This is a genomic window from Streptomyces sp. 891-h (assembly GCF_022760275.1).
GTDB lineage: Bacteria > Actinomycetota > Actinomycetes > Streptomycetales > Streptomycetaceae > Streptomyces > Streptomyces spirodelae.
This window is the reverse complement of the sequence record NZ_CP050693.1, coordinates 2,520,593-2,546,156: the sequence shown is the minus strand read 5'-3', so window position 1 is coordinate 2,546,156 and position 25,564 is coordinate 2,520,593. Positions and strand designations below refer to the sequence as shown.

Genomic DNA, 25,564 nt, shown 5'->3' with positions numbered 1-25,564 from the left:
GGGAGCGGTCGGCAAAGCCGGGCAATTTTTCTTATCCGGAGCTAACGGGAGATGTGGCTATGGTAGGGGCTCCAGTGGACACCACCAGAGCCGACAGGGGAGGTGCGGCTGCGAGCCGGGACCGCGGCGTCTTCTCGAGATTCCGCAGGTCGACGGCACAGCCGAAATCCGTGACCGACACCGCTGACCAGTCCCGCACCGCCGACTCCGCGACCACGGCGACTTTCGCGACCGATGCGGACGCGCAGGCGTGGACCCCTCCCTCCTGGGAGGAGATCGTCAGCACCCACAGCGCCCGGGTCTACCGGCTCGCCTACCGTCTGACCGGTAACCAGCACGACGCGGAGGACCTCACCCAGGAGGTCTTCGTCCGCGTCTTCCGCTCGCTGTCGACGTACACGCCTGGCACCTTCGAGGGCTGGCTGCACCGCATCACCACCAACCTCTTCCTGGACACGGTCCGGCGCAAGCAGCGCATCCGCTTCGACGCGCTCGCCGACGACGCCGCCGAGCGGCTCCCCAGCCGCGAGCCCACCCCGCAGCAGCACTTCAACGACACCCACTTCGACGCGGACGTCCAGCAGGCCCTGGACACCCTCGCGCCCGAGTTCCGCGCCGCCGTGGTCCTCTGCGACATCGAGGGCCTCTCCTACGAGGAGATCGCCGCCACCCTCGGCGTGAAGCTGGGCACGGTCCGCAGCCGTATCCACCGTGGCCGCTCCCACCTGCGCAAGGCGCTCCAGCACCGCTCGCCCGCCGCCAGGGCCGAGCAGCAGCGCACCCTGAGCGCGGTGGTGCCGACGGCCCGGACGGGCGAGGTGAGCGCCGGGTGACCTCCGCCGAACACCACCTCGGAGACCGCCTCGCCGCCCTCGTGGACGGCGAGCTGGGCCATGACGCGCGCGAGCGGGTCCTCGCCCATCTGGCGACCTGCCAGGGGTGCAAGGCCGAGGCCGACGCGCAGCGCCGGCTCAAGAACGTCTTCGCCGACGCACCGCCGCCCCCGCCCTCGGCCGGGCTCCTCGCCCGGCTGCAACGGCTGCCCGCCGACAGCGGACTGGGCCCGGGCCCGCTCGACGACATGGACGGCGGCCCCGGCTCGGGAGGTCCCTCGGACGGGGAACCAGCGCGGGGCAGTGCGTTCACCAGAACGGCACTGCCCGGTGGCCGGGACAGCTCCCCCTGGGTGTTCGACCACCTGCCGGGCGGCGGGCGCAGCCCGCTCACCCCGCAGCGCGGCTTCCGGATACATGAGATCCCCGCTCCGGACGGGCCCGAGCAGGCCGCCGAGCGGGCCGTGGACCGCGCCGAGCGGGAGCGCTCCGCCTCCCGCGGGCGGCGGCGCTTCGCCTTCGCCGCCGCGGGCGCCTTCTCGCTCGCAGCCCTCGCCCTCGGTGGCACCTTCGCCTCCGGCGCGGCGAGCTCCTCCGGCTCCGGGGGAGGCGGCGACAACCCGTCGGCCAACTCGGTACGCAGCGCGGGCTCCGGCTCCGGTGCCGTCCGGGACACCAGGCGGCGCGGCGGCGAGCACCGCGGCGGAGCGCAGAGCGGCCGCACCTCGAACTCCGGGCCCACCTTCGCCCCTCTCGCCTCGCACGGCGCGGCGGCACCCAGCAGTCGGCTGACTGCACCGGTGAGCCTGCTGCGGCGCTCCTCCGCGCCGCTGTCGCTGTTCGAGCGGCCGCACGTCTCGCCCGCCACCAACGCCACCGGCTGGTACGGGCGGGACGGCGGCGAGGGGACCTTGACCTCGCTGCGCGGTTCGGCGTCGCTGCTACCCGGCGCCCTGCGGGAGCCTGCTGCCGAGGTGCGGTCGGCCCAGGGCCCGGTCCGGCACGACCCCTCGGTGCTGCGGTCCTTCCCCGGCAGAGCCCCGGTGGCCACCAGCTCCCTGACGGCCTCGACACCCGCGGTGGGTCCGGCCGGGCAGTGACCGGGCACTGCTGCGGACCCGGGCACTGACGCGCTGGCGGGTTGACGCCCGCTGTGCGGTGCTCCGCGTTCCTGGTTGAATCCTCTCGACAATCTGAAGCCCGGCAGGGACCCCCGGGGGCCTCCCGAGCCGTGGGCCGCGGGAGGCAGCCGGGCGAGGCGGGCAGTGCGGGTGACCAACTGGAGAGGGCATGGACGAGCCGAAGGCCACCGGGCAGCAGCCGAAGTGGTGGAGCCGCCCACGCTGGGCTCCCGGCGGCCGGCCGACGCCCGGGGCCGAGGCGGCTCCCCGGGCGGAGGCCGGTGAGGCGGCGGCTGTGCCGGTTCCCGCCGCCCGTCCTGAGCCGCTGCACGGCGTGGACCCGTACTCGACACCCCCGTACGGGGGACCGGGCCCCTGGGCCCTCGCACCGCCCGTCCAGCGCCCGTCCGTCACCCCGCCACAGGGCGTCGCCCTCCCGCCCGGCAGTACGACGCCGCCCTACGGCGTGCCCACCGGCAGCCCGGACGGCGCCCCAGGAGCGCCCGGCGGCGGTCCGGGGGCGCCCGGCAACGCTCCCGACGCCCCCGGTAACGCTCTCGGCGCCCCCGGTAACGCTCCCGGGGCCCCAGGCGGCACTCCGGCCGCTCCGCCGCCCCAGCCGCCCCTCACAGCCCTTGATGCTCCCTCGTTCCCCGAGGCCCCCCGAGCCCCCGAGGCACCCCGAGCCCCCGAGGAACCCCAAGCCCTCCAGGTCCCTCCAGCCCCCGAGGTCCCCGAAGTTCCCCAGGTCTCCGTTCAGCCCTCCCGGCGCAGGTCCCGGATCGTCGTCGGCGGCCTGGTGCTGGCCCTGGTGGCGGGCGGTGCGGGGGGACTCATCGGCGCTTACGTCGAGCGGAACGGCAATGTCAGCGATGTGGAGCTGCCCCAGATCGCCGCCGGACCGGCGGCCGAGGGCGGTGAGCGCCCCGAGGGCAGCATCGCGGGCATCGCCCGCCGGACCCTGCCCGGTGTCGTCACGCTGCACACGCGCGGCGGCGGCGCGGAGGCGACGGGGACCGGTTTCGTGCTGGACCGGCGGGGCCACATCCTGACCAACAACCATGTGGTCGAGTCCGCCGAGGGCAATGACGCGGTGCGGGTCACCTTCGACGGCGGTCAGACCGCTACCGGCGAGGTGATCGGCAGTGACAGCGGCTACGACCTGGCCGTGATCAAGGTCTCCCATGTCTCGGGCCTGACCCCGCTGCCGCTGGGCGACTCCGACTCCGTCCGCGTCGGCGACCCGGTCATCGCGTTCGGCGCACCCTTCGACCTGGACGGCACGGTCACCACCGGCATCGTCAGCGCCAAGGAACGGCCCATCACGGCGGGCGGCGAGGAGCCGGGCAGCGAGCTGAGCTATGTGGACGCGCTCCAGACGGACGCTCCGATAAACCCGGGCAACTCCGGCGGTCCGCTGGTGGACAGCCGCGGCCGGGTCATCGGGGTGAACAGCGCGATCAAGGGCGGGGGCAGCGACTCGGTGCTGCCCGACGGCGAGGGCGGTGGCGGCGGCAGCGTCGGTCTGGGCTTCGCCATCCCCGTCAACCAGGCCCGCCGGGTGGCCGAGGAGCTGATCAACGAGGGCCGGGCCACCCACCCGGTGATCGGGATCTCACTCGACATGGAGTACGAGGGCGAGGGTGCGCGGATCGGCGGTGCCGGCGGCAACGGCGAGGCGGTCGTACGGGGCGGACCGGCCGACAAGGCGGGGCTGAAGGAGGGCGACGTGATCACCAAGGTCGGCGACAAGCTGGTGGCCGGCGGCGAGGAGCTGATCGTCCGTATCCGCAGCCACCGTCCCGGCGACAAGCTGAAGCTGACCGTACGCCGGGGCGGCTCCGGCGGCGCGGAGCGGACCGTGCCGGTGACGCTCGGCTCGGCCACCGGCTGACGGCGGAGGAGGGGAGCGGGTGACAGGGCGGGCTCCCGCTCGCGGGCCGTGGGCGGGTACCGTGACATCTGGCTGCAAGAGCCGTGGACGGAGTGAGGGAGCTGCACGGTGTTCTTCGATATAGGACCACTGGAGCTGGTCGCGCTCATCGTGCTCGCAGTGCTGGTGTTCGGCCCGGACAAGCTCCCCAAGGTGATCCAGGACGTCGCCGCGTTCATCCGCAAGGTGCGGCAGTTCTCCGACAGCGCGAAAGAGGACATCAGGAGCGAGCTGGGGCCGGAGTTCAAGGACTTCGAGTTCGAGGACCTGAATCCGAAGACGTTCGCGCGCAAGCATCTGCTCGACAACGACGATCTGGGCATCAAGGAGATCACCAACAGCTTCGACCTGCGCAAGGATCTGGCCGAAGTCACCGACGCGGTCAACGGAACCGACCGCGGGAGCAGCGACAACGGGCACGGGAGCGGCTCCGAGGGGGCCGGCGCCCCGGCAGGCAAGAGCATCCAGCCTGCCGGGAAGCAGGGACCCGACCTGACCAAGCACACCGCCGACGGGGTGAACGGCCGTCCGGTCCAAGGGGATGTGCTGCGCAAGAGTGACCCGCCGCCGTTCGACGCGGACGCCACCTGAGACCCGCCTGACGGCTCATCAGGCAACGATCGCGTCACCTCGGGCTTCGCCTCACTGGGACATCTACGGCTTTTGCTGTCCATCTCGCCACCCGCACCGCGTCCTGATCCACCGGGCATGACCGACACGGCGGACCGGTGTGGCTATCCTCCCAGTGTCGGGGGTCGCCGTCCGAGGAGCTCGGCTGCCCGGGCAACAGGGCAATGAGGAGGCGTCGCACAGATGGAGACGACGAGTCGGCCAGCCGGTGAAACCGAGCCCGCCGCACAGGGAGTACCCGGCGCGCGGCGGGCGGTGGACGACTATCTGATGGCAGCCTTTCCGTGGTACGGCCTGGATGCGGCCTTCACCGGACCACGCTGGCTGATGCAGGTGGGCACGGCGGCCGACGGCACGGTCGAGCACGGTTCGACCGGCCACGGTGAGGAGCCCTCCCTTCGCGCCGAGACCTCCTCCGAGAACCAGAGTTTCGCCGTCGTCGTCACGCTCGCCAGCCGCCCGGTGCGGCGCAGCGCGGACGGCACCGGCACGCTGGAGGCCACCTCCGTCTCCACAGCCGCCTGGCTGGCGGGCTCGGGGCTGCTCTCGTGCAGCTTCCCGATGGAGATGGACCGCAGCCTGCGCCAGGACTGGCTCGACCAGCAGACCAGCGTCGCCTGGGAGCTCGCCGACGACCTGGAAGGGTCCGGCTGGAGCACCCTCTCGCTCCCCGTGGACGGCATCCCCACCGACTTCCACTACCGGGAGTCCGAGTACGGCTGGGTGCTCGCGGGATCGACCCAGGAGGGCGTCCACCTGGGCGCCTACGGGCGCGGGATGAGCGCCTACGGCCTCGGCTTCGCCGTGGTCAAGGACATCACCGAGTACGAGCAGGGCTGAGCGCCCCGCCGGACGCAGAGGGACCCCCGTACGGAGAGATTCCGTACGGGGGTCCGTGCGCTGTGCTGGGTGCGGCTCAGAACTTGTTGCTCGGGGTGAGGCCCAGCGACATGCCCGAGAGGCCGCGCTGGCGCGAGGAGAGCTTGTCGGCGACCGTGCGCAGCGCCTTGCCCGCGGGGGAGTCCGGGTCACTGAGGACGACCGGCTTGCCCTCGTCGCCGCCCTCGCGCAGCCGGATGTCGATCGGGATACCGCCCAGCACCGGCACCTCGGCGCCGGTGGTGCGGGTGAGGCCCTCGGCGACCTGCTGGCCGCCGCCGGTGCCGAAGACGTCGACCATCTCGTCGCAGTGCGGGCAGGGCATGCCGGACATGTTCTCGATCACGCCGACGATCTTCTGGTGGGTCTGCACCGCGATGGAGCCCGCACGCTCGGCGACCTCGGCCGCCGCCTGCTGCGGAGTCGTCACCACCAGGATCTCCGCGTTGGGGACCAGCTGGGCGACCGAGATGGCGATGTCGCCGGTGCCGGGCGGCAGGTCGAGCAGCAGCACGTCCAGGTCGCCCCAGTACACGTCGGCGAGGAACTGCTGGAGCGCACGGTGCAGCATGGGGCCGCGCCAGACGACCGGGGCGTTGCCCGGGGTGAACATCCCGATCGAGATGACCTTCACGCCGTGCGCGGACGGCGGCATGATCATGTCCTCGACCTGGGTGGGCCGCCCGTCCGTGCCCAGCATCCGGGGGACGGAGTGGCCGTAGATGTCGGCGTCCACCACGCCGACCTTCATTCCATCGGCGGCCAGCGCGGCGGCCAGGTTCACGGTGACCGAGGACTTGCCGACGCCGCCCTTGCCGGACGCCACGCAGTAGACGCGGGTGAGTGAGCCGGGCTGGGCGAAGGGGATCTCGCGCTCGGCCTTGCCGCCGCGCAGGGACGCGGCCAGCTCGCGGCGCTGCTCGTCGCTCATCACGTCCAGCTCGACGCTGACGGAGGTGACCCCGGGCACACGCTGGACGGCCTCGGTCACGTTCGCGGTGATGGTCTCGCGCAGCGGACAGCCGGAGACCGTCAGATAGACCCCGACGTCGACCGCGCCGCCGGGCGCGATGCCGATGGATTTGACCATCCCCAGGTCGGTGATCGGCCGGTGGATCTCCGGGTCGTTCACCGTCGCGAGCGCCGCACGCACCGCGTCTTCGGTGGGGGTGGTTTCCTGGGTCTCGGTAGCCATGAATGCATGGTACGGCCGAGTAAGGGGGCTTTCCTAAGCGGCCGGTCAGCGGTTTTGGTCACTCTCCCGGGACTGGCCCGGCTCCCGGGCCCCCGCGGCCTCGCGGTCGTTCTGCTCCAGCTCTCTGACCAGCTCGGCCAGCTCCGAGCGGATCCAGTCGCGGGTGGCGACCTCGCCCAGGCCCATCCGCAGCGCCGCGATCTCACGGGTGAGGAACTCGGTGTCGGCGATGCTGCGCTCGTTGCGCTTGCGGTCCTGCTCCAGATTGACCCGGTCCCGGTCGTCCTGGCGGTTCTGCGCGAGCAGGATGAGCGGGGCCGCGTAGGACGCCTGGAGGGAGAGGGCCAGGGTCAGGAAGATGAACGGGTACTCGTCGAACTTCCAGCCCACCGGCGCGACGATGTTCCAGGCGATCCACACGATGATCACGACCGTCATCCACAGCAGGAAGCGGCCGGTGCCGATGAAGCGGGCGATCCGCTCCGAGAACTGCCCGAACACCTCCGGGTCGTAGGTCGGCAGCAGCGTACGCCGGGGCGTACGCGGTACATCCAGCCGCGGTCCCTCCCGCTCAGCCATCGCCGCTCCCTTGTGCCCGGCCTTCCCCGGGCTCCTCGCCCGCGCCCGGCGGGAAGCCGGGCAGCCCGCTGACGGCCGCGGCCTCGCGCCAGTCCTCCGGCAGCAGGTCGTCCAGTACGTCGTCGACCGTCACGGCGCCCAGCAGATGGCCGCCCTCGTCCACCACGGGCGCCGAGACGATGTTGTAGGCCGCCAGATAGCTCGTCAGCGCCGGCACCGAGGCGGTGGGCGGCAGCGGGCGCAGATCGGTGTCCACGAGGGCGCCCACGAGCGCGAACGGCGGTTCCCGCAGCAGCCGTTGGAAGTGCACGATGCCCAGGTACTTCCCGGTCGGTGTCTCGTCCGGCGGGCGGCACACGTAGACCTGCGCGGCCAGCGGCGCGGACAGATCCTCGTTGCGCACCCGGGCCAGCGCCTCGGCGACGCTCGCGTCCGGACGCAGCACGATCGGTTCGGTCGTCATCAGGCTGCCGGCCGTGCCCTCCTCGTAGCTGAGCAGCCGCCGCACCGGTGCCGCCTCCTCGGGCTGCATCAGGTCCAGCAGGCGCTCCTTGTCGGCCTCGGGGAGCTCGCCGAGGAGGTCGGCCGCGTCGTCGGGGTCCATGGCCTCCAGCACGAGCGCGGCCCGCTCGTCCGCGAGCTTGTTGATGATCTCCACCTGGTCGTCGTCCGGCAGCTCCTCCAGTACGTCCGCCAGCCGGTCGTCGTGGAGCGCCGCGGCCACCTCGGCCCGGCGCTTCTCCGAGAGGTGGTGCAGCACATTGGCCAGGTCCGCGGGGCGCAGTTGTTCGAAGGTGGCCAGCAGATTGGCGGTGCCCTGCTCGGGCTCCTCCAGCGAGAAGCCGGTCACCGCCTCCCAGTCGACGGTGAGCGTCTCACCGCGCCTGCCGCGCAGCCCCCCGCCCTTGCGCCCCTTGCGGACGAACAGCCGGTCGATCTCCCAGTCGCGGCGTGCGGGCAGCCGCTGCAGGCCCACGTCGAGCACGGTCACCTCTTCGCCGGTCTCCTTGAGGGTGACCTGGCGGTCCAGCAGTTCGCCGAGGACCAGGCGCTCGTTGGGGCGCTGCTCGAAGCGCCGGATGTTGAGCACCCCGGTGGTGATGACCTGGCCGGACTCCACCCCCGTCACCCGCGTCATCGGAAGGAAGACCCGGCGCCTGCTGACGACCTCCACCACCAGCCCGAGGACGCTGGGCACCCGCCGCCGGCCGCCCAGCAGGGCGACAACGTCGCGGACCCTGCCGAGCTGGTCGCCGTTGGGGTCGAAGACGGCGACACCGGCCAGGTGGGAGACGAAGACCCGGGGAGCGCTCGCTGCCATGAGCTGCCTGCCCTCCTCGGCCGTACCGACCGTTCGCCACCACGTCGAGACCCTTTGCGGCCTTACATCACTCTTGCACGTATATGCCGTTTTCAGGCTAGCGTGACCGGCGCCACAGCCGGTGCAGCCGGGTGCTCCGGACGGCTGCCTTCCGGAGGGCCTTCCCGGGCCGGGTAGGGTGCCCTCTGCCGCCGCCGAGCACAGGAGGAACCGCCCGTGACTGGACGCGTCCGCGCACCCCGGAGTGCAGCGCTGCTGACTCTCTTCTGCGTCGGAGCGAGCACGGCACTGAGCGGGTGCGGAGGCGGGGGCGGTGACGACCCCGACGCGGGCACCAACGGGGTGGGCAAGCTGTCCGCTGCCAAGATCGAGCGGAAGGCGAAGACGGCGGCGGGGCGGGCCAAGGCCGTACGGGTCTCCGGCAACGTCGTCAGCAAGGGCGAGACCTACCGCCTCAAGATGCGGCTGAAGGACAGCGGCGGCATCGGTGAGGTCTCGGCCGAGGGCGGCTCCACCTTCCAGCTCCTGCGCACCGGCCGCGACCTCTACCTCAAGGCCGGCACCGACTTCTGGGCCCGGCAGGAGGGCGGCAAGAAGCCCGGCAAGAGCGATATCGCCGCGGCGGCCAAACTCAAGGGCAAGTACGTCAAGGTCCCCGAACAGGACCCGGCCTACAAGCAGTTGAGCGTCTTCACCGACATGGACACCCTCCTGGACGGACTGCTGGCCATGCAGGGCAAGCGCGAGACGGGGGAGCGCACCACGGTGGCCGGCACCCGGACGATCCGTATCACGGCCGGCAAGGGCCGCGGCGGCACCATGGACGTCTCCCTGGAGGACACGCCCTTCCCCCTGCGGCTGCGCCGCGCGGGCGGCGCCGGGACGGTACGGCTGAGCGACTGGAACGACAGCTTCACCCTGCACGCCCCGAAGAAGGAGGAGACCGTCGACTACGGCAAAAAGATCTCCCCCGAACGCCAAGGCGGCTGACCGACACGCGCCCCGTCAGGGGCGCGGGGCTGTGCCGATGTGCGGCTCCGCCGCGCGGGCGCGTCTACAGCGCGGGGGAGGGGGCACCCCGTCAGGGGCGCGAGGAACTGCGCGACCAGCCCCGACGAACCCGCAGCCTGCAGACAACAACCAGGGGCAGCCCCTTCCCAGCCCCAGCAACGCCCTCAACCGCGGCGGCGTCGCCGAAAAAGCAGCCGCGGCAACCCCGCGGGCTGGGCCCGCCTCGTCGTGGCGGAGGTCACCATAGGCGGCGCGGCCTGCAAATCGTGCGGCATCGCGCCGGGCCGCTCCACCGACGCCCCCACCGGCTCCAGCCGCAGCACCCTGCTCTCACGTGCCCACCGCTCGGTCATGGTGTCGGCATCCGGCGCATTGAGCCGCTTGCCTTTCAGCTCACCGACGGCCGCCTCCCACTGCTCCCCGTGCGGTGGCAGTTCCACCACCCGTGCCGGCCAGACGACGAGCCGGGCGCCCTTGTCCTTGCCGCGCACGGTGACGGTGGCGTTGCCGCCGTCCGTCAGGTCGAGCCCGGCGAGCGGCTGTTCGAGCGAGCCGTCGCCGACCAGGCAGACCGCGCCCTCGTGCCATACGTGCCACAGGGCGCGGGCCGGGCCCTGGGGACCGCGCACCCACACGAGTCCTGACTTCTTGGCCGTCTCCTCGATCAGCGCGCTGTCCAGATGGCTGTCGGGTGCCGAACGGTTGTCGGGCTGCTGCGGCGTCACGCTCATGGCCGCAGGTTACAGCCAGCCGTTCCGCTTGAAGCCCCGGTGGATGCCGTAGCAGATGGCGACGATCAGCAGCAGTACCGCCGGGTAGCCGTACTTCCAGTCCGTCTCGGGCATGTAGTCGAAGTTCATGCCGTAGATTCCGGCGATCATCGTCGGCACCGCGAAGATGGCGGCCCAAGCGGTGATCTTCCGCATGTCCTCGTTCTGCGCGACCGTCGCCTGGGCGAGGTTCGCCTGCAGGATCGAGTTGAGCAGATCGTCGAAGCCCAGCACCTGCTCGTTGACGCGGGTGAGGTGGTCGGCCACGTCGCGGAAGTACTTCTGGATGTCCGGGTCGATCAGCCGCACCGGCCGCTCGCTGAGCGTCTGCATCGGCCGCATCAGCGGCGAGACGGCACGCTTGAACTCCAGCACCTCGCGCTTGAGCTGATAGATCCGACCGGCGTCACCGCCGCGCTTGCCGCTGCCCGAGCGGTCGGAGAAGACATCGATCTCGACCTCGTCGATGTCGTCCTGCACGGCGTCGGCCACCGCAAGATAGCCGTCAACGGTCTGGTCGGCGATGGCGTGCAGCACGGCGGAGGGTCCCTTGCTCAGCAGCTCGGGGTCGTCCTCGAGCCGGTGCCGCAGCGCGCGCAGCGAGCCCTGACCGCCGTGCCGGACGGTGATGATGTAGTCCCGGCCGGTGAAGCACATCACCTCGCCGGTCTCCACCACCTCGCTGCTGGCGGTCAGTTCGGCGTGCTCCACGTAGTGCACCGTCTTGAAGACGGTGAACAGGCTCTCGTCGTACCGCTCCAGCTTGGGGCGCTGGTGGGCGTGGACCGCGTCCTCGACGGCCAGCGGGTGCAGGCCGTACTCCTGTGCGATCCCGGAGAACTCCTCCTCGGTGGGCTCGTGCAGACCGATCCACACGAACCCGTTCCTGCTCTGCCCTTCGGGCGAGCGGACCTCGCGCAGTGCCTCGGCCGGGGTGAGTTGGGCGGGGTCCCGGCGGCCGTCCAGATAGGCGCCGCAGTCCACGACCGCACTGCTGGTGCCGGCCGCGCTGACACGCTCGTAACCGTACCCCGGACGGTTGTCCCTGCGCAGCGCCGGGCGCACAGCGGCGCGCAGCTCTCGGATCATCGACATGAGGCCCTCCACGGTGCCGTGCCATGCCGCCGCGACAGACCGGGGCGTCGTGCTGCCCGGAACGGGGGCCTACGGGCCACCACCCGGAGGTCCGCAAAGCGGGCACCACACGCAAGCCGTGACGACGGCGAATGCTGACAGACGGAACAATGCGAAACTGCGAAACGCGGACGCTCTTCCGCCGTGCGCACCCCGGGAGAACCGGTGCTCGGTCCTCGGAACAAGTGCGCCCCATGGCCGCGAGGAGATCAGGTCCGAAAGAAGCTCAGGGCTTCAGTGGCGTGGTCGCTGCCGGGCAGGAAGAGCGGCTGGTACTGCACGGTCGACTCGGATCCATGTCAGTCCCACCTCCTCCGGCCGGGCCCCTGTGGGGGACGATGTGTACACGCCTTGACCGGCAGCCAACGGTAGCACTGCAACAACGGTCCCCGTGCCCATCGCGCCCGTTCGCGACAGGGCTTTGCCGCCTTCTTACATACCGGTGCCCCACCGGGACGTGCTCGTACCGCGCTCTATGCTCGCCGGATGAACGACGTCCTGACTCTGGTCGACTCCCGGCTGCGCAGGGCGTTCGGCGAACCCGACGCCCGTGCCTCGGTCACCTTTCTGGGTACCGAGCGCATCGAGGTGCTGCGGTTCCTGGACGCCGATGCGGGCACTGTGCGTTACGCCACCCTGGGTATGTCGGCCGCACCGATGACCGATCCCGCGCAGGCGCTCGCCGACCCTGAGGTGGGACCGCGCGCCGAGCTGCTGCTGACCGTACGCGCCGGGACGGCCGACACGGACAAGGTCCTGCGGCCGCTGGCCGTGCTGGCTGCCTCGCCGCAGGTGGAGGGCGTCGTGGTCGCCCCGGGCGCCTCTTTGGACACCGGGGAGCCGCTGTGGCCCGGAGCGCCCTTCACCTCCGTGCTGGTGGCCGAACCCGGCGGTCTGGTCGAGGACTTGCCGCTGGAGGCGCCCCGGGACCCGGTCCGCTTCCTGCCGCTGCTGCCCATGACGCCGACGGAGGCCGCGTGGAAGCGCGTCCATGGCGCGGAAGCGCTCCGCCGGCGGTGGCTCAGCCACGAGACGGACCTCCGCGATCCACTGCGCGGGGCGGTTCCACTGGGGGACTGACCCATCGGCCGCCCCTTCGGCCGCAGAACGTGAAGAGGTCAGACCTTCGCGGGCTGCGCTTCCACGGGTGAGGGCAGCAATTCCTCGGCCTGCGTCGTCAGGGCTCCGCGCCGCGCTGCCACGACGCCGGCGCCCACCAGCGCGGCGAGCGCTGCGACCAGGAACGGGACGTGGATGTCCGTCCACTCCTCGATCTTCGGTGCCAGGAACGGCGCCGCTGCGGCCGCGAACCAGCGGACGAAGTTGTAGCCCGCGCTGGCGACCGGGCGGGGCGCGTCCGAGACGCCGAGCGCGAGCTCGGTGTAGACGGTGTTGTTGAGCCCGATGAACGCGCCGGAGACGACGGTGCAGGCGATGGCCGCCGTGTGGTTGCCGTATCCCAGCACCACCAGGTCGACGGCCATCAGGACCAGCGAGGCGCCCAGTACCCGGAGCGACCCGAAGCGCTCCTGGAGCCGCGGCGCGATCAGTACCGAGAAGACCGCCAGCAGCACGCCCCAGGCGAAGAACACCGCACCGGAGCGGTACGGCGACATGTCGAGTACGAACGGGGTGAACGCCAGCACCGTGAAGAAGGCGTAGTTGTAGAAGAACGCCGAGACGGCAGCCGAGGCCAGTCCGCCGTGGCCGAGCGCCTTGACCGGGTCCAGCAGCGAGGTCTTCCGCGCGGGCCTGGGCTGTTCCTTGAGGAACGCCGTGATGGCGAGGAAGCCGATGGCCATCAGCACGGCCGTGCCGAAGAACGGGAAGCGCCAGCTGGCGTCGCCCAGGACGGCTCCCAGCAGTGGCCCGCAGGCCATGCCCAGGCCCAGCGCCGACTCGTACAGCAGGATCGCCGCGGCGCTTCCCCCCGCTGCCGCGCCGACGATCACCGCGAGCGCGGTGGAGACGAACAGGGCGTTGCCCAGGCCCCAGCCGGCGCGGAAGCCGACCAGTTCGCCGACGGAGTGCGAGGAGCCGGAGAGCCCGGCGAAGACCACCACCAGCGCCAGTCCCAGCAGGAGCGTCCTGCGGCCGCCGATCCTGCTGGAGACGAAGCCGGTGACCAGCATCGCCACGGCGGTGATCAGGAAGTAGGAGGTGAACAGAAGGGAGACCTGGCTCGGGGTCGCCTCCAGGCCCTTCGCGATGGAGGGGAGGATCGGGTCGACCAGGCCGATGCCCATGAAGGCGACGACGGACGCGCCCGCCGTCGCCCATACGGCCTTCGGCTGGCGGAGGATACTGCCGCCGCCCTCGTCGAACGGATCACCACTCATGCCTGCCGCTCCTTACCTGTTCTCGTCGGGGAGAAATGGTTGGTGTGTGCACACGATAAGTTAGACAGGCTAATTAATGCAAATGACATCTATAGGATCAGCAGGTCATCGCCTCTTCTTCCGAGGACCTCACGCACCGTGCGGCTCAGGCCCCAGGTCCAGGTGGGTGATCGTCCTTGACGGGAAGGCGACCCGGTAGGACCGTTAGGCCCCATGAGGGGCGAACCCAGTTGCCCGAAGTGCGGTGGCCGGGTCAGGGCGCCCGGACTCTTCGCCGACACCTGGCAGTGCGGCGTGCACGGCGCCGTGCACCCGCTCCAGCCGGTCCTCCCGCCCAGCGTTGAAGCGCTCGCCGTCGTGGTGGGCCGGACGCAGGTGCCCGTATGGATGCCGTGGCCGCTCCCCGTCGGGTGGCTGTTCACCGGCGTCGCCTGCGCCGGTGACGACAGAAGCGGCGGCCGGGCCACCGCTGTGGCCTGTTCCGGACCCGCACCGCTCGGCGGCCCCGGTGAGCTGCTGCTGATCGCCGAGGAACTGGGGGTCGGACTCGGCGCCCGGTACGCCGGAATCGAGGGCCCGGACCCCGGCCCCGCCATCTGCGCGGGCAAACCGCCGCAGGCCAAGCTCCACGCCGCCGGGCACCCCACCCCGCTCTGGCACGTCGGTGGCGCACCCGAGGACCGCGCCGTCTTCGCGGGCGAGGCGTACGGGCTGTGGCTGTGGGCCATCGTCTGGCCCCAGGAGTCGGGACTGCTGCTCTACGACGAACTGGTGCTGACCGATCTGCGGGACGCGGGCGCCGAAGTGGAACTGGTGCCCTGCGGCGCGCTCTCGCCCCGGCTGATCTCCACCTGACCCGGGAGAACGCCGGAAGGGACTCGGGAAGGGGCGCCTGAAGGGGCGCGGGAAGGAGTGCCGGGCGCCGGAGGGGACGCCGGACGCCGGAAGGGATGCCGGACGGTGCGGCTATCCTGGTGAGCGCTCGCCATGAGCCCGTCATGTCCCGCCGTCCACCTTTCGGAGTCCGTCGAAGTGCGCATCGACCTGCACACCCACTCCACCGCCTCGGACGGCACCGACACCCCCGCCGAGCTGGTGCGCAACGCGGCGGCCGCCGGGCTGGACGTGGTGGCGCTCACCGATCACGACACCGTGGCCGGGCACGCCGAGGCCGCCGCCGCGCTGCCCGCCGGACTCACCCTGGTGACCGGCGCCGAGCTCTCCTGCCGGCTGGGGGACATCAGCCTCCATATGCTCGCTTACCTCTTCGACCCGGCCGAGCCCGAACTGGCGCGCGAACGCGAACTGGTGCGCGACGACCGGATACCGCGTGCTCGCGCCATGGTCGGCAAGCTGCGCGAGCTGGGGGTGCCCGTCACCTGGGAGCAGGTCCAGCGCATCGCGGGCGACGGCTCGGTCGGCCGCCCGCACATCGCGGCGGCCATGGTCGAGGAAGGCGTCGTCGAGACCGTCTCCGACGCCTTCACCCAGGAGTGGATCGCGGGGGACGGACGGGCCTACGTCAGCAAGCACGAACTGGACCCGTTCGAGGCCGTGCGGCTGATCAAGGGCGCCGGTGGGGTCGCCGTCTTCGCCCATCCGCTGGCCGTCAAGCGCGGCCAGTGTGTCCCGGAGAGCGCCATAGCGGAGCTCGCAGCGGCCGGACTCGACGGCATCGAGGCCGACCACGCCGACCACACCCCCGAGACCCGTGAGCGGCTGCACGGGCTCGCCGCCGACCTCGGTCTGCTGGCCACCGGCTCCAGCGACTACCACGGCAGCCGCAAAACCCTCGCACTCGGCGAGTTCACCACCGCGCCCGACGTATACGCCGAGATCGCGGCGCGCGGCTCAGGCGCGGCACCCGTCACCGGCTGAACGGCCGCCCTCCGGCACCCTTCCAGGCAAGCGCGCCTTCCCCCCCGGTGAGGCCGCGCGCCGCTTCCGCGGGCACCGCGCGCGCAGCGCGCGAGCGCTGTGCGCCGCGCCGAGTCCGCGCCGCCGCACGCCCGTGCGCCTCAGCCCACTCCCTTCGGGGCACCCCGCTCCCTCCTTCGGGGGTCGCACCGCGCCCCCCTCCCGTTCCGTTCCGTCTCAGCAAGGCACAGGCAACACCGTGTTCGATTTCGCCCTGTTCGGGTCCGTCTTCCTCACTCTCTTCGTCATCATGGACCCGCCCGGCATCACGCCGATCTTCCTCGGGCTCACCTCCGGTCGGCCGGTCAAGGTCCGGCGCAGGATGGCGTGGCAGGCGGCAGCCGTCGCCTTCGGGGTGATCACCCTGTTCGGGATCTGCGGCAAGCAGATCCTCGACTATGTGCACGTCTCCATCCCGGCGCTGATGGTCGCGGGCGGGCTGCTGCTCCTGCTCGTCGCGCTCGATCTGCTGACCGGCAAGTCCGACGAGCCCACCCAGACCAAGGACGTCAACGTGGCGCTCGTACCGCTGGGGATGCCGCTGCTCGCGGGGCCGGGGGCGATCGTCTCCGTCATCCTGGCCGTCCAGCGCGCGGACGGCTGGGGCGGTCAGCTCTCGGTCTGGACGGCGATCCTGGCCATGCACCTGGTGCTGTGGCTGGTGATGCGGTACTCGCTGCTGATCATCCGCGTCATCAAGGACGGTGGCGTGGTGCTCGTCACGCGGCTGTCGGGCATGCTGCTGTCGGCCATCGCCGTCCAGCAGATCGCCGGCGGCATCACCCAGTTCATCCAGGGCAAGGGCTGAATGTCAGCCGGAGGAGAGGCCGAGCCAGAAGTCCGTGAGGGCGCGCGCGGTCTCCTCCGGCCGCTCGGCGTTGGGGGAGTGGCCCGTGCCGGTGACGACCGTACGGCGGGCGCCGAGTCGCCCGGCCATCCCGTCCAGCAGCGGCACCGGCCAGGCGTCGTCCTCCGCGCCGGAGACGACGTGGCACGGCAGCCCCCGTGCGGCCAGTTCGGTCACCCGGTCCCGCTCGGCGAGCAGCTGCTGTCCCGTCGCGGCGAGCTGTTCGGGCACGTTGGCGAGCCAGCGGCGGCGCAGGAAGTCCTCCATCGCAGCGGACGCCTCCTCGACCTCACGTCGCGAGTAGGGCGCCTCGCCAGCCGAGCCCACCGACTGGTCGAGCTGCTGCATGATCTCCCAGATCGCCGCCATGCTCATGGTCCGCATCGCGTCCAGCAGCATTCTGACGCGCTGCTGCTGAGAGGGTGAGACTGCGGCGGGGCCGCTGCTCATCAGGGTCAGCGAGGCGAACGGCGCGGCGTCCGCGAGCACAGCGGCGCGCGCGACCAGGCCGCCCAGCGAGTGGCCCAGCAGATGCACCGTGCCGGGCCGCTCGGGCTCCAGCACGGTCGCGATCGCGTGCACGTCCCGCGCCAGTTCCCGCTGCGTGTAGGCGGACTCCTCCGGCGGCCCGCCCGTCTCGAACTGCCCCCGTCCGTCCACGGCCACGGCCCGGAACCCGGCCCGCGCCAGCGGCTCCAGCAGCCCGATGAAGTCCTCCTTGCTGCCGGTGAACCCGGGCAGCAGCAGGGCCGTACGACCGGCCCGGCCGCTGCCGCCCGTGTCGTGCACGGCGAACTCCCCACGCTCGGTGGCCATCCGGTACGCGCGCACACCCGGGGGCAGCGCGAGAAAGGGGGGCTTGCTCATGCCAGGACGCTACCCGCCACGCGCTCCCGACCACCAACGACCCACGAGCACCTGACGGAACCCGGCTTCCGGCCCACTCCGGCCGCTGGCCACCAGCCCTGCGCGGCGCCGCAGCCCCGACCAACGGATACCTGGCGGCCCGGCTCGGCCTCCGGAGCCTGCGGGGCGCCCGGTGGTCGGGGTCGGACAGCGCGCGGCCCGGCGCCCCTGTGGGGTGCCGGGCCGCGCGCTGTCGCCGAAGGGGCGTGGGGGGTCAGCCCTCCGCGGGCTGCTGTGCTGTGCCGGTGGAACGGCTGCTCGCGGCGCCGGAGCGGGTCCTGCGACGGCGGGGCTTGCGGGGCGCCTCGTCGGTGGCGACGGCCGCCTGCCCCCGCTCGCCGCTCTCCTGGGCGGCGGGTGCCTGCGCACCGGCCTCGGCCGACGCGGCGCCCGCGCGGGTGCGCCGACGGCGGCGCGGCTTGCGCGCGGTGCCGCCCTCGCCGGACTCGGCGCCCGGGGCGCCCTCGGCCGTGGCGGCGGCCTGCTCCGCGGCACTGCCGGCCGGAGCGGCGGACTTGGGGCCGGTCCCGGCGGTCTCACCGGCGCGCAGCGCCCCCCGCGTGCGCCGCCGCTGGCGCGGCTTGCGCGCCGGGCGCGTGCGCTCGGCGGACGACGCGGCGGGCTTGCCGTGCGAACGGCCACCCGGCTCGCCGAGGTCCTCGATCTCCTCGGCCGCGAGCCCGGCGCGGGTGCGCTCGGTACGCGGCAGGATGCCCTTGGCCTCCTTGGGGATGCCCAGCGCCTCGTACAGGTGCGGCGAGGTGGAGTAGGTCTCCTCCGGGTCGTTGAAGTCCAGCTCCAGCGCCTTGTTGATCAGCTGCCAGCGCGGGATGTCGTCCCAGTCGACCAGCGTGACCGCGATGCCCGAGTTGCCCGCGCGGCCGGTGCGGCCGATGCGGTGCAGATAGGTCTTCTCGTCCTCGGGCGTCTGGTAGTTGATCACGTGCGTGACGTTGTCGACGTCGATACCGCGCGCGGCGACGTCCGTGCACACCAGCACGTCGACCTTGCCGTTGCGGAACGCGCGCAGCGCCTGCTCGCGGGCGCCCTGGCCCAGGTCGCCGTGGACCGCGCCGGCCGCGAAGCCGCGCCGCGAGAGCTGCTCGGCGACATCGGCCGCCGTGCGCTTCGTACGGCAGAAGACCATCGCCAGGCCCCGGCCCTCGGCCTGGAGGATGCGGGCGACCATCTCCGGCTTGTCCATCGAGTGGGCGCGGAAGACGTGCTGCGTCGTGTTCGCCACCGTCTGGCCCTCGTCGTCCGGCGCGGTGGCGCGGATGTGCGTGGGCTGGCTCATGTAGCGCCGGGCGAGCGAGATGACCTGGCCGGGCATCGTCGCGGAGAAGAGCATCGTCTGGCGCCGTGTGGGCAGCATCTCGATGATCTTCTCGACGTCGGGCAGGAAGCCCAGGTCGAGCATTTCGTCGGCCTCGTCCAGGACGAGCGTCCTGATCTGCGAGAGCCGCAGCTTCTTCTGGCCGGCCAGGTCCAGCAGCCGCCCGGGCGTGCCGACGACCACGTCGACGCCCTTCTTCAGCGCCTCGACCTGCGGCTCGTAGGCGCGGCCGCCGTAGATCGACAGAACCCGGACATTGCGTACCTTGCCCGCGGTGAGCAGGTCGTTGGTCACCTGCTGGCACAGCTCACGGGTGGGGACGACGACGAGCGCCTGCGGCGCCTCGGTCAGCTCCTCGGGCTTGGCGCGGCCCAGCTCGACGTCCGCGGGGACGGTGACCGACTCCAGCAGCGGCAGCCCGAACCCCAGCGTCTTGCCGGTGCCGGTCTTCGCCTGGCCGATGACGTCGGTGCCGGCGAGGGCGACCGGGAGCGTCATCTCCTGGATCGGAAAGGGGGATGTGATGCCGACGGCTTCGAGTGCCTCGGCGGTCTCGGGGAGAATCCCGAGATCTCTGAACGTAGTGGACAGGATGCTTGCCTCTTCTGTGTGACGCGCGAATGCGGCTACGGCGTCCGGCCGACCCAGCTTCTGGGTGGGCCGACGGAGCGAGGAGAGGATCTACCGCGACCAGGCGGCCGTCGTTGCGGCCCGCCTAGCGGTGCGGGACCACTGTCTCCCGCTCAAGCGCCTCACTTGCGCGAGCGGTCCCTCTCAGCGCGGTCCGCGCGGGGAGCACGGTCCGGCGGAAGGCTGTCGGGTCGGAGCCGATCGGGCCACCGACCGGGCATCCGCATTTCATGCATGCAGCGAGTCCACGCCATCCGGTGGACCCAATATCACTGTACCCCGGATCCGCGCATCTGTACCGGGGCAATCGTTGTGTACGAGCTCACCTGCGGCCTGGTGGGACGGCTGAGGCCGGGAGGGGTCCTGTCCGACCTGCGGTTGCGGGCTATCGTGCGAGGTATGGAGACGCCTGACAAGACCGCCGCCGAAGCCCAGTCTTCCGACGACAGCGGGGCCGCCCAGTCCGCCCCCGCCACCTCGATCGCCACCCAGAGCTGGGAGCGCGCTTCGGCGGACCCGACCTACCGTGCCGCGGTCGTCGACCTGCTGGGCGCGCTGGCCTACGGAGAGCTGGCGGCCTTCGAGCGGCTGGCCGAGGACGCCAAGCTGGCGCCCTCCCTCGCGGACAAGGCCGAGCTGGCCTCGATGGCGTCCGCCGAGTTCCACCACTTCGAGAAGCTGCGCGAGCGGCTGGCGCGTATCGACGAGGACCCCACGGCGGCCATGGAGCCGTTCGCCGAGGCGCTGGACGAGTTCCACCGTCTCACCGCCCCGTCCGACTGGCTGGAGGGGCTGATCAAGGCGTATGTCGGTGATTCCATCGCCTCCGACTTCTACCGCGAGGTGGCCGCCAGGCTCGACGCCGACACGCGTGCACTGGTGCTGAGCGTGCTGGACGACACCGGGCACTCCAGCTTCGCGGTGGAGAAGGTGCGCGCCGCCATCGAGGCGGACCCGCGCGTGGGCGGGCGGCTGGCCCTGTGGGCGCGGCGGCTGATGGGAGAGGCGCTCTCCCAGGCCCAGCGGGTGGTGGCCGACCGCGACGCGCTCTCCACGATGCTGGTCGGCGGGGTCGCCGACGGCTTCGACCTCGCGGAGGTCGGCAAGATGTTCTCCAGGATCACCGAGGCCCATACGAAGCGGATGGCCGCCCTCGGTCTCGCTGCCTGAAGGCGACGCCGGCGCCCGCCGGGCCTTGCGCGGCGGGCAAGGCGTCCTGGCGCCACTGGCGGCGCCCCGGTGACTCGTCCCGCAGCAGCAGCGAGAGCAGGGCCGTGCTGAAGCCCAGCGCCACGCACCAGGTCACCACCAGGTGGCCGGGGCCGAGCACGGTGTGACAGATCAGTCCGCCGACCAGTGCGGCGACCGGGCCCGTCGCGAGCACCAGCCGCCGGTCGGGAAGCCGCTCGGTCAAGCGCCGGGTCGCGGCGAGCGCGAGGGCGAATCCGAGGGCTGCGGAGCCGAGAGCCTCCCAGATCATGAGGACCTCCTCGGTTGGGGCCGGATGCGGGACCGCGCTCCGGCGGTCCGGGGTCGTCCCCGTCCTCCCCTCGGGTACGGAAGCTGAAACGGCGGCCGCGGGAGGAATCCCCGCGGCCGCCGTCAGTCGCGTACACCGGTTCCGCTACCCGCGTGCACCTGTGCGTTTCTCGTACGTGTGTGCGTACGTGTCTGCGTCATGTCTCTCGTGCGTGCGCCCGGGTGGCGCCGCCCGGTCAGATCGCGCCGAAGCCCACCTTGCGGCCCGATGCCTCACCGATCTCGACGTAGGCGATGCGGTCCGAGGGGACCAGGATCTTCCGGCCGTGCTCGTCCATGAGGCTGAGCAGCCCGGAGCCCTTCTCCAGTGCCGCCGCGACCGTGCTCTCGACCTCGTCCGGAGTCTGCTTGCTCTCCATGACGATCTCGCGAGGCGCGTGCTGCACGCCGATCTTGACCTCCACGGCTATGTCCCTCCGACGGTCCTGGTATCCCATGGCGGTGCCCGGGATGCGAATGCGCGGCCAGCCGCGCCGTACGGAGCAACCCTAGCTCTCAGCAGGGACGCGGAGGGGGCGCGGTCGCACGCCAGCAGCGAACAACCGCGCCCCGCGCGCTGCCGCACCGGTCCGTCACTGCATCGGGAACCCGGCGATGCCGCGCCAGGAGAGCGAGGAGATCAGCTTGGCCGCGGCGTCCCGCGGAATCTGCTGTCCCGCGCCCAGCCAGTAGCGGGCGGTGATCTGCGCCATTCCGCACAGCCCCACGGCCAGCAGCATCGACTGCTCCGACGGCAGCTTGGTGTCCTCCGAGATGACCTCGCTGACGGCCTCGGCGCAGTCCAGGCTCACCTTGTCCACGCGCTCGCGCACCGCGGGCTCGTTGGTCAGGTCGGACTCGAAGACCAGCCGGAAGGCGCCGCCCTCGTTCTCCACGAAGGCGAAGTACGCGTCCATGGTCGCCGCCACCCGCTGCTTGTTGTCCGTGGTGGACTCCAAAGCCGTGCGCACGGCTTGCAGCAGCGCCTCGCAGTGCTGGTCCAAAAGCGCGAGGTACAGCTCGAGCTTTCCCGGAAAGTGCTGGTAGAGCACCGGCTTGCTGACTCCGGCACGGTCGGCGATGTCGTCCATCGCCGCCGCGTGGTAGCCCTGCGCGACGAAGACCTCCTGAGCTGCGCCCAGCAGTTGGTTACGTCGCGCCCGGCGGGGCAGACGCGTGCCACGCGGGCGCGCCTCGGTCTGCTCGATGGCTGTCACGCCGCCTCCCTGAATGTTCCTGAGCGCGAGCTGCGCTGCGCCGCCATCGTACTTTTCGGTAACGGAGGTGGTAGCTTCCCGGCCCATCAAATTTCGCTCCGGTGTCCGGTTCCGCTCTCCGTTGAGTCCCGGCCCGATGGCGCTTTGGCGGTACTCGTCCTGATTCCGTACTCGTCATCAGTGTGCTCCGCCAACCGGTACTCGATCGGCTCGCTCTAGCGGTAGTCGTCCTCGTTCAGCTCCACCACACGCGCCTGCTCCGCCGCGTCGGCCGGGTCCACCTCGTGGTAGCTGCGCCCGGTCAGCGGGTCGTCACGCTGCACCAGCAGGTCGGCCTGCTGCTCCGCCGCGTCCGCCTCGGGGGCCTCGGGGGCCCCGGTTCCTTCCGGTTCCTCCTCGTAGGCGTCATAGGCGTCGTAGGCGTCATAGGGGTCGAAGGTCTCCGGATCGGTCGGATTGACAGACATGCCGACTCCCCTTTCCAGGCGGGGCCCGAGAGCAGGGCCCTACTTACGAGACTAGGAGCGGGTCACCCGGGGCGCACGCCCTGATGCATCCCGCTCCGCACTGCATGCTCCACCGCGTACTTCCCGATGCGTCCCGGCGGGGTCGCACGGGCACAGGGGCGCGACGACCCCGGCCGCGAGCCCGTGCTCTCCCTGTACACCAGTGTGCTTCTTCTTGTGACGGTGAACACGTGAGGGCGCGCGTGATCGTCTCGTAACATTGCTCCATGTCCTCAACCGAGCAGCCGGGAGCCCCCGCCTCCGCGGCCCGAACCGCTGCCCCGTCCGCCTCTCTCACGCGGTCCCGCGTCGGGCGGCAGGAGACGTTGCGGACGGTCTCGTTGCCGGGACTGACACTCGCCGTGCGCGGCAGGCGCGAGGACTCCGTGGACCCCGCGCGGGACACCCGTCCGCGCGCGCTGTACGTGCACGGGCTGGGCGGCTCCTCCCTCAACTGGTCGGCGCTGATGCACCAGCTGGCCCCTGACGTGCGCGGCGAGGCGATCGACCTGCCCGGCTTCGGCGACTCCCCGCCGCCCGACAGCGGCGACTACGCGGTCTCGGCGCACGCCCGCGCCGTCATCCGCTATCTGGACTCCTGCGGCCACGCACCCGTGCACCTGCTGGGCAACTCCCTGGGCGGCGCCGTGACCACCCGGGTGGCCGCCGTACGGCCCGACCTCGTACGGACGCTGACACTTGTCTCACCCGCGCTGCCCGAGATACCCCCGCAGCGCACCGCCTGGCCGACCGCGATGCTGGCGGTCCCCGGGATCGCCTCGCTGTTCTGCAGGCTGACCAAGGACTGGCCGCCCGAGCGACGCACGGGCGGCGTGCTCGGGCTCTGCTACGGCGACCCCGCGCGGGTGACGCCCGAGGACTTCGCGGTGGCCGTCGAGGAGTACGCACGCAGGGAGAAGCTGCCGTATTTCTGGGACGCCATGGTCCGCTCGACACGGGGCATCGTCGACGCCTACACATTGGGCGGGCAGCACGCGCTGTGGCGGCAGGCGGAACGGGTGCTGGCGCCCACCCTTCTGGTCTACGGTGGGCGCGACCAGCTGGTCGCCTTCCGTATGGCGCGGCGGGCCTCGGCCGCCTTCCGCGACTCCCGGCTGCTGGCACTGCCGGACGCGGGCCACGTCGCCATGATGGAGTACCCCGAGATCGTCGCGGGCGCGGTCCGTGAGCTGATCGACGAAGCGGAACCGGCGACACGGCGGCTGAACGACTCCTCGGCCGGAGGCCGCACGCACGCGGGCCCCGGCAACCCCGAAAGGTGACAAGTGGGACGCCATAGCCGCAAGGGCAAGGCCGGACTCGGGCGCAGAGAGGAACGCGCCCGGATATCGGAGGACCCCGGTCCCGCCGCCGCTGCCCGCACCCGCCCCCGGAACGCTCCGCACGAGCGGGGCGGTACCGGCGTACAGGGATACGGTGTGCCCACGCAGAGCGGTCCCGGCGGCCCCGCAGGGCAGTCGCCCGCCGCGCCCCCCGGGTACGGCCGCCGTCCGGTGGGCCCCGGGCCCCAGGCCACCCCGGCCCACGGCGTTCCCGCGTTCACCGGCGAGCAGCCGGCGCGCGGTGGCCACCCCCAGCAGCCGGATGCCGTCCCCCGTCCCCGCCAGGCCGGACTCCGCGGCCCCGCGGCAGGGCCCGCGGGCGGTTCCGCGGCCGGACCTGTCGTCGGCCGGCAGCGCCCCGGTGGTCCGCGCCAGGAGTATCTGGACGCCTTCGAGGACGACGTCTTCGCCGCGGGTGCCCCCGGCGCCGTACCGCCCGGCGGCGCCCCCGCCGGCGCCGTGCAAGCGGCCGGCACCCAGCCCGTCGCCGGTGCCCGGCAGGAGCCCGCAGAGGCCCGGGACGGCGGCGCCGTCGGCGATCCCCCGGACAGTGCGGCGCCGGCCTCCGAGCACCCTGACCCGGACTCACCCGGGAAGCAGGGCGGCCGGGCCCGCACCGCCACCGGGATCGTCGCCGCCGCCATCACGACCGTGCTGGCGATCGTCGCCGCCGCGCAGGTCGCCGGCGGCGAGCACGGCGCCAAGGACGCGGACCGGGGGCTGAAGACCGGGGAGCGGACACCGGGTGACTCGGACGCCGCCGCCTCCGGCCCCGAGCGGGCCGACCGCGGCAGCCGCCCCGCCCCCGGCGGTGAACACGCGTCGTACGAGACGAAGATGGCCCGCCAGTACCCGCTGGCCGACGACCTGAAGGGCTCGGGCAAGTTCACCCCCGTGCCGGGCCACGAGAAGGGCCCCGGCAAGGGCGAGGTGGTGCGCTACCGGGTGGACATCGAGAACGGGCTGCCGCTGGACGGCGAACTGTTCGCGCAGGCGGTGCACAAGACGCTCAACGACGAGCGCAGTTGGGCGCACGGCGGCAAGCGCAGCTTCGAGCGCGTCTCCTCCGGCAAGGTCAAGTTCGTCATCACCCTGGCCACCCCCGGCACCACCGATGTGTGGTGCGCCAAGTCCGGCCTGGACACCAGCGAGCAGAAGGTGTCCTGCGACTCGGCAGCGACCGAGCGGGTCATGATCAACGCCTGGCGGTGGGCGCGCGGCGCCTCGACCTACGGGCCGGACGAGATGCTCGCCTACCGGCAGATGCTCGTCAACCACGAGGTCGGTCACCGGCTCGGGCACGGGCATGTGGGCTGCCCGGCCGACGGCAAGCCGGCGCCGGTGATGATGCAGCAGACCAAGTACCTGACCACGAACGGCAAGACCTGCCGTATCAACCCCTGGGCGTACCCGCGCGACTAGGGCACGTGTCCCCGGCCGCCGCCCGGCCGGAGGGCCCCAACGCGCGACTCGCGCGAAAGTCACGGGTGTTCACCCCTTCCGGTGGCGTGACGGACAACCGTCCAGCACGCGGTGGGGGCGCACGCATAGCGTCTGGTGCGTCTTCAACGTTCCGCCGCTGCGCCACGCGATGAGCCG

At 72.0% G+C, this 25,564-nt stretch carries 25 protein-coding genes; 13 read left to right on the top strand and 12 right to left on the bottom strand.

What is annotated here, in order from left to right; all coding sequences use genetic code 11:
• Positions 1-59: 59 nt before the first annotated feature.
• The 5 genes from sigE to HC362_RS10780 all read left to right on the top strand — a co-directional run bounded on the left by sigE (position 60) and on the right by HC362_RS10780 (position 5,357).
• Positions 60-833 (top strand): RNA polymerase sigma factor SigE, encoded by a 774-nt coding sequence (sigE, locus tag HC362_RS10800; protein ID WP_209265793.1) that lies wholly within the window; start codon positions 60-62, stop codon positions 831-833.
• Positions 830-1,933: a zf-HC2 domain-containing protein gene (locus HC362_RS10795; RefSeq protein WP_243083749.1), complete on the top strand. Its 1,104-nt coding sequence runs from the start codon at positions 830-832 to the stop codon at positions 1,931-1,933. Before sigE ends, HC362_RS10795 begins: the two co-directional genes overlap by 4 nt.
• Positions 1,934-2,123: 190 nt before the next feature.
• Positions 2,124-3,848, top strand: coding sequence for a trypsin-like peptidase domain-containing protein (locus tag HC362_RS10790; RefSeq protein WP_243083748.1), 1,725 nt, complete (start codon positions 2,124-2,126; stop codon positions 3,846-3,848).
• A gap of 108 nt (positions 3,849-3,956) precedes the next feature.
• Positions 3,957-4,478 carry a sec-independent translocase gene (locus HC362_RS10785; protein WP_243083747.1) on the top strand — a complete coding sequence of 174 codons (522 nt, stop codon included), beginning with the start codon at positions 3,957-3,959 and terminating at the stop codon, positions 4,476-4,478.
• Between the two features lie 222 nt (positions 4,479-4,700).
• Positions 4,701-5,357 carry a hypothetical protein gene (locus HC362_RS10780; RefSeq protein WP_243083746.1) on the top strand — a complete coding sequence of 219 codons (657 nt, stop codon included), beginning with the start codon at positions 4,701-4,703 and terminating at the stop codon, positions 5,355-5,357.
• A 76-nt stretch (positions 5,358-5,433) separates the two neighbouring features.
• Here HC362_RS10780 and HC362_RS10775 read toward each other — a convergent pair whose 3' ends face one another.
• From HC362_RS10775 to HC362_RS10765, 3 genes are read right to left on the bottom strand one after another with little or no spacing between them, the layout of a single operon-like run.
• On the bottom strand, positions 5,434-6,591 hold the full coding sequence (locus HC362_RS10775) for an Mrp/NBP35 family ATP-binding protein (RefSeq protein ID WP_243083745.1): 1,158 nt from the start codon (positions 6,589-6,591) through the stop codon (positions 5,434-5,436).
• A gap of 45 nt (positions 6,592-6,636) precedes the next feature.
• Positions 6,637-7,170 (bottom strand): DUF1003 domain-containing protein, encoded by a 534-nt coding sequence (locus HC362_RS10770; RefSeq protein WP_243083744.1) that lies wholly within the window; start codon positions 7,168-7,170, stop codon positions 6,637-6,639.
• Entirely contained in the window at positions 7,163-8,491 is a 1,329-nt protein-coding gene (locus HC362_RS10765) for a CBS domain-containing protein (RefSeq protein ID WP_243083743.1), read from the bottom strand. The genes HC362_RS10770 and HC362_RS10765 overlap by 8 nt, the downstream gene beginning before the upstream one ends.
• Before the next feature lie 216 nt (positions 8,492-8,707).
• On the opposite strand from HC362_RS10765, the gene HC362_RS10760 reads away from it, so the two are divergent.
• Complete coding sequence (locus HC362_RS10760; protein ID WP_243083742.1) at positions 8,708-9,481, top strand: hypothetical protein; 774 nt, start codon at positions 8,708-8,710, stop codon at positions 9,479-9,481.
• Positions 9,482-9,666: 185 nt separating this feature from the next.
• On the opposite strand, the gene HC362_RS10755 is transcribed toward HC362_RS10760, so the two are convergent.
• Entirely contained in the window at positions 9,667-10,233 is a 567-nt protein-coding gene (locus HC362_RS10755) for a hypothetical protein (RefSeq protein ID WP_243083741.1), read from the bottom strand.
• A gap of 9 nt (positions 10,234-10,242) precedes the next feature.
• A complete protein-coding gene (locus HC362_RS10750) occupies positions 10,243-11,367 on the bottom strand; it encodes a magnesium and cobalt transport protein CorA (RefSeq protein WP_243083740.1) in 1,125 nt (374 codons plus the stop codon).
• Positions 11,368-11,892: 525 nt separating this feature from the next.
• Between HC362_RS10750 and HC362_RS10745 the strand changes: the two genes are divergently transcribed.
• Entirely contained in the window at positions 11,893-12,486 is a 594-nt protein-coding gene (locus tag HC362_RS10745; protein WP_243083739.1) for a suppressor of fused domain protein, read from the top strand.
• Positions 12,487-12,524: 38 nt separating this feature from the next.
• Here HC362_RS10745 and HC362_RS10740 read toward each other — a convergent pair whose 3' ends face one another.
• Positions 12,525-13,745, bottom strand: coding sequence for an MFS transporter (locus HC362_RS10740; protein WP_243083738.1), 1,221 nt, complete (start codon positions 13,743-13,745; stop codon positions 12,525-12,527).
• A 213-nt stretch (positions 13,746-13,958) separates the two neighbouring features.
• Here HC362_RS10740 and HC362_RS10735 point away from each other — a divergent pair, with 213 nt between their 5' ends.
• The 3 genes from HC362_RS10735 to HC362_RS10725 all read left to right on the top strand — a co-directional run bounded on the left by HC362_RS10735 (position 13,959) and on the right by HC362_RS10725 (position 16,470).
• The gene (locus tag HC362_RS10735) at positions 13,959-14,600 is read left to right on the top strand and encodes a DUF6758 family protein (RefSeq protein ID WP_243083737.1); all 642 of its coding nucleotides are present in this window, start codon (positions 13,959-13,961) and stop codon (positions 14,598-14,600) included.
• A 177-nt stretch (positions 14,601-14,777) separates the two neighbouring features.
• Complete coding sequence (locus HC362_RS10730; RefSeq protein ID WP_243088483.1) at positions 14,778-15,623, top strand: PHP domain-containing protein; 846 nt, start codon at positions 14,778-14,780, stop codon at positions 15,621-15,623.
• A 238-nt stretch (positions 15,624-15,861) separates the two neighbouring features.
• Entirely contained in the window at positions 15,862-16,470 is a 609-nt protein-coding gene (locus tag HC362_RS10725) for a MarC family protein (protein ID WP_243083736.1), read from the top strand.
• A gap of 3 nt (positions 16,471-16,473) precedes the next feature.
• On the opposite strand, the gene HC362_RS10720 is transcribed toward HC362_RS10725, so the two are convergent.
• Complete coding sequence (locus HC362_RS10720) at positions 16,474-17,376, bottom strand: alpha/beta hydrolase (RefSeq protein WP_243083735.1); 903 nt, start codon at positions 17,374-17,376, stop codon at positions 16,474-16,476.
• A 253-nt stretch (positions 17,377-17,629) separates the two neighbouring features.
• On the bottom strand, positions 17,630-19,249 hold the full coding sequence (locus tag HC362_RS10715) for a DEAD/DEAH box helicase (protein WP_243083734.1): 1,620 nt from the start codon (positions 19,247-19,249) through the stop codon (positions 17,630-17,632).
• Positions 19,250-19,780: 531 nt separating this feature from the next.
• Here HC362_RS10715 and HC362_RS10710 point away from each other — a divergent pair.
• Positions 19,781-20,551, top strand: a complete 771-nt coding sequence (locus HC362_RS10710) for a ferritin-like fold-containing protein (protein WP_243083733.1) — start codon at positions 19,781-19,783, stop codon at positions 20,549-20,551.
• Here HC362_RS10710 and HC362_RS10705 read toward each other — a convergent pair.
• The 4 genes from HC362_RS10705 to HC362_RS10690 form a co-directional block, all read right to left on the bottom strand.
• Complete coding sequence (locus tag HC362_RS10705; RefSeq protein WP_243083732.1) at positions 20,502-20,861, bottom strand: hypothetical protein; 360 nt, start codon at positions 20,859-20,861, stop codon at positions 20,502-20,504. The genes HC362_RS10710 and HC362_RS10705 overlap by 50 nt on opposite strands.
• A 235-nt stretch (positions 20,862-21,096) precedes the next feature.
• Positions 21,097-21,324: a DUF3107 domain-containing protein gene (locus HC362_RS10700; RefSeq protein WP_243083731.1), complete on the bottom strand. Its 228-nt coding sequence runs from the start codon at positions 21,322-21,324 to the stop codon at positions 21,097-21,099.
• Positions 21,325-21,492: 168 nt separating this feature from the next.
• On the bottom strand, positions 21,493-22,116 hold the full coding sequence (locus HC362_RS10695) for a TetR/AcrR family transcriptional regulator (protein ID WP_209265774.1): 624 nt from the start codon (positions 22,114-22,116) through the stop codon (positions 21,493-21,495).
• Between the two features lie 215 nt (positions 22,117-22,331).
• The gene (locus HC362_RS10690) at positions 22,332-22,583 is read right to left on the bottom strand and encodes a hypothetical protein (protein ID WP_243083730.1); all 252 of its coding nucleotides are present in this window, start codon (positions 22,581-22,583) and stop codon (positions 22,332-22,334) included.
• A 266-nt stretch (positions 22,584-22,849) separates the two neighbouring features.
• Here HC362_RS10690 and HC362_RS10685 point away from each other — a divergent pair, with 266 nt between their 5' ends.
• On the top strand, positions 22,850-23,905 hold the full coding sequence (locus HC362_RS10685; protein WP_243083729.1) for an alpha/beta hydrolase: 1,056 nt from the start codon (positions 22,850-22,852) through the stop codon (positions 23,903-23,905).
• Between the two features lie 3 nt (positions 23,906-23,908).
• The gene (locus HC362_RS10680; RefSeq protein WP_243083728.1) at positions 23,909-25,387 is read left to right on the top strand and encodes a DUF3152 domain-containing protein; all 1,479 of its coding nucleotides are present in this window, start codon (positions 23,909-23,911) and stop codon (positions 25,385-25,387) included.
• Positions 25,388-25,564: the final 177 nt, after the last annotated feature.

Coding starts and splice junctions, on each gene's coding strand:
- sigE (WP_209265793.1), top strand. CDS start 60: ATGGTAGGGGCTCCAGTGGACACCACCAGAGCCGACAGGGGAGGTGCG.
- HC362_RS10790 (WP_243083748.1), top strand. CDS start 2,124: ATGGACGAGCCGAAGGCCACCGGGCAGCAGCCGAAGTGGTGGAGCCGC.
- HC362_RS10780 (WP_243083746.1), top strand. CDS start 4,701: ATGGAGACGACGAGTCGGCCAGCCGGTGAAACCGAGCCCGCCGCACAG.
- HC362_RS10775 (WP_243083745.1), bottom strand. CDS start 6,591: ATGGCTACCGAGACCCAGGAAACCACCCCCACCGAAGACGCGGTGCGT.
- HC362_RS10770 (WP_243083744.1), bottom strand. CDS start 7,170: ATGGCTGAGCGGGAGGGACCGCGGCTGGATGTACCGCGTACGCCCCGG.
- HC362_RS10765 (WP_243083743.1), bottom strand. CDS start 8,491: ATGGCAGCGAGCGCTCCCCGGGTCTTCGTCTCCCACCTGGCCGGTGTC.
- HC362_RS10755 (WP_243083741.1), bottom strand. CDS start 10,233: ATGAGCGTGACGCCGCAGCAGCCCGACAACCGTTCGGCACCCGACAGC.
- HC362_RS10750 (WP_243083740.1), bottom strand. CDS start 11,367: ATGTCGATGATCCGAGAGCTGCGCGCCGCTGTGCGCCCGGCGCTGCGC.
- HC362_RS10745 (WP_243083739.1), top strand. CDS start 11,893: ATGAACGACGTCCTGACTCTGGTCGACTCCCGGCTGCGCAGGGCGTTC.
- HC362_RS10740 (WP_243083738.1), bottom strand. CDS start 13,745: ATGAGTGGTGATCCGTTCGACGAGGGCGGCGGCAGTATCCTCCGCCAG.
- HC362_RS10735 (WP_243083737.1), top strand. CDS start 13,959: ATGAGGGGCGAACCCAGTTGCCCGAAGTGCGGTGGCCGGGTCAGGGCG.
- HC362_RS10720 (WP_243083735.1), bottom strand. CDS start 17,376: ATGAGCAAGCCCCCCTTTCTCGCGCTGCCCCCGGGTGTGCGCGCGTAC.
- HC362_RS10715 (WP_243083734.1), bottom strand. CDS start 19,249: ATGACGCTCCCGGTCGCCCTCGCCGGCACCGACGTCATCGGCCAGGCG.
- HC362_RS10710 (WP_243083733.1), top strand. CDS start 19,781: ATGGAGACGCCTGACAAGACCGCCGCCGAAGCCCAGTCTTCCGACGAC.
- HC362_RS10705 (WP_243083732.1), bottom strand. CDS start 20,861: ATGATCTGGGAGGCTCTCGGCTCCGCAGCCCTCGGATTCGCCCTCGCG.
- HC362_RS10690 (WP_243083730.1), bottom strand. CDS start 22,583: ATGTCTGTCAATCCGACCGATCCGGAGACCTTCGACCCCTATGACGCC.
- HC362_RS10685 (WP_243083729.1), top strand. CDS start 22,850: ATGTCCTCAACCGAGCAGCCGGGAGCCCCCGCCTCCGCGGCCCGAACC.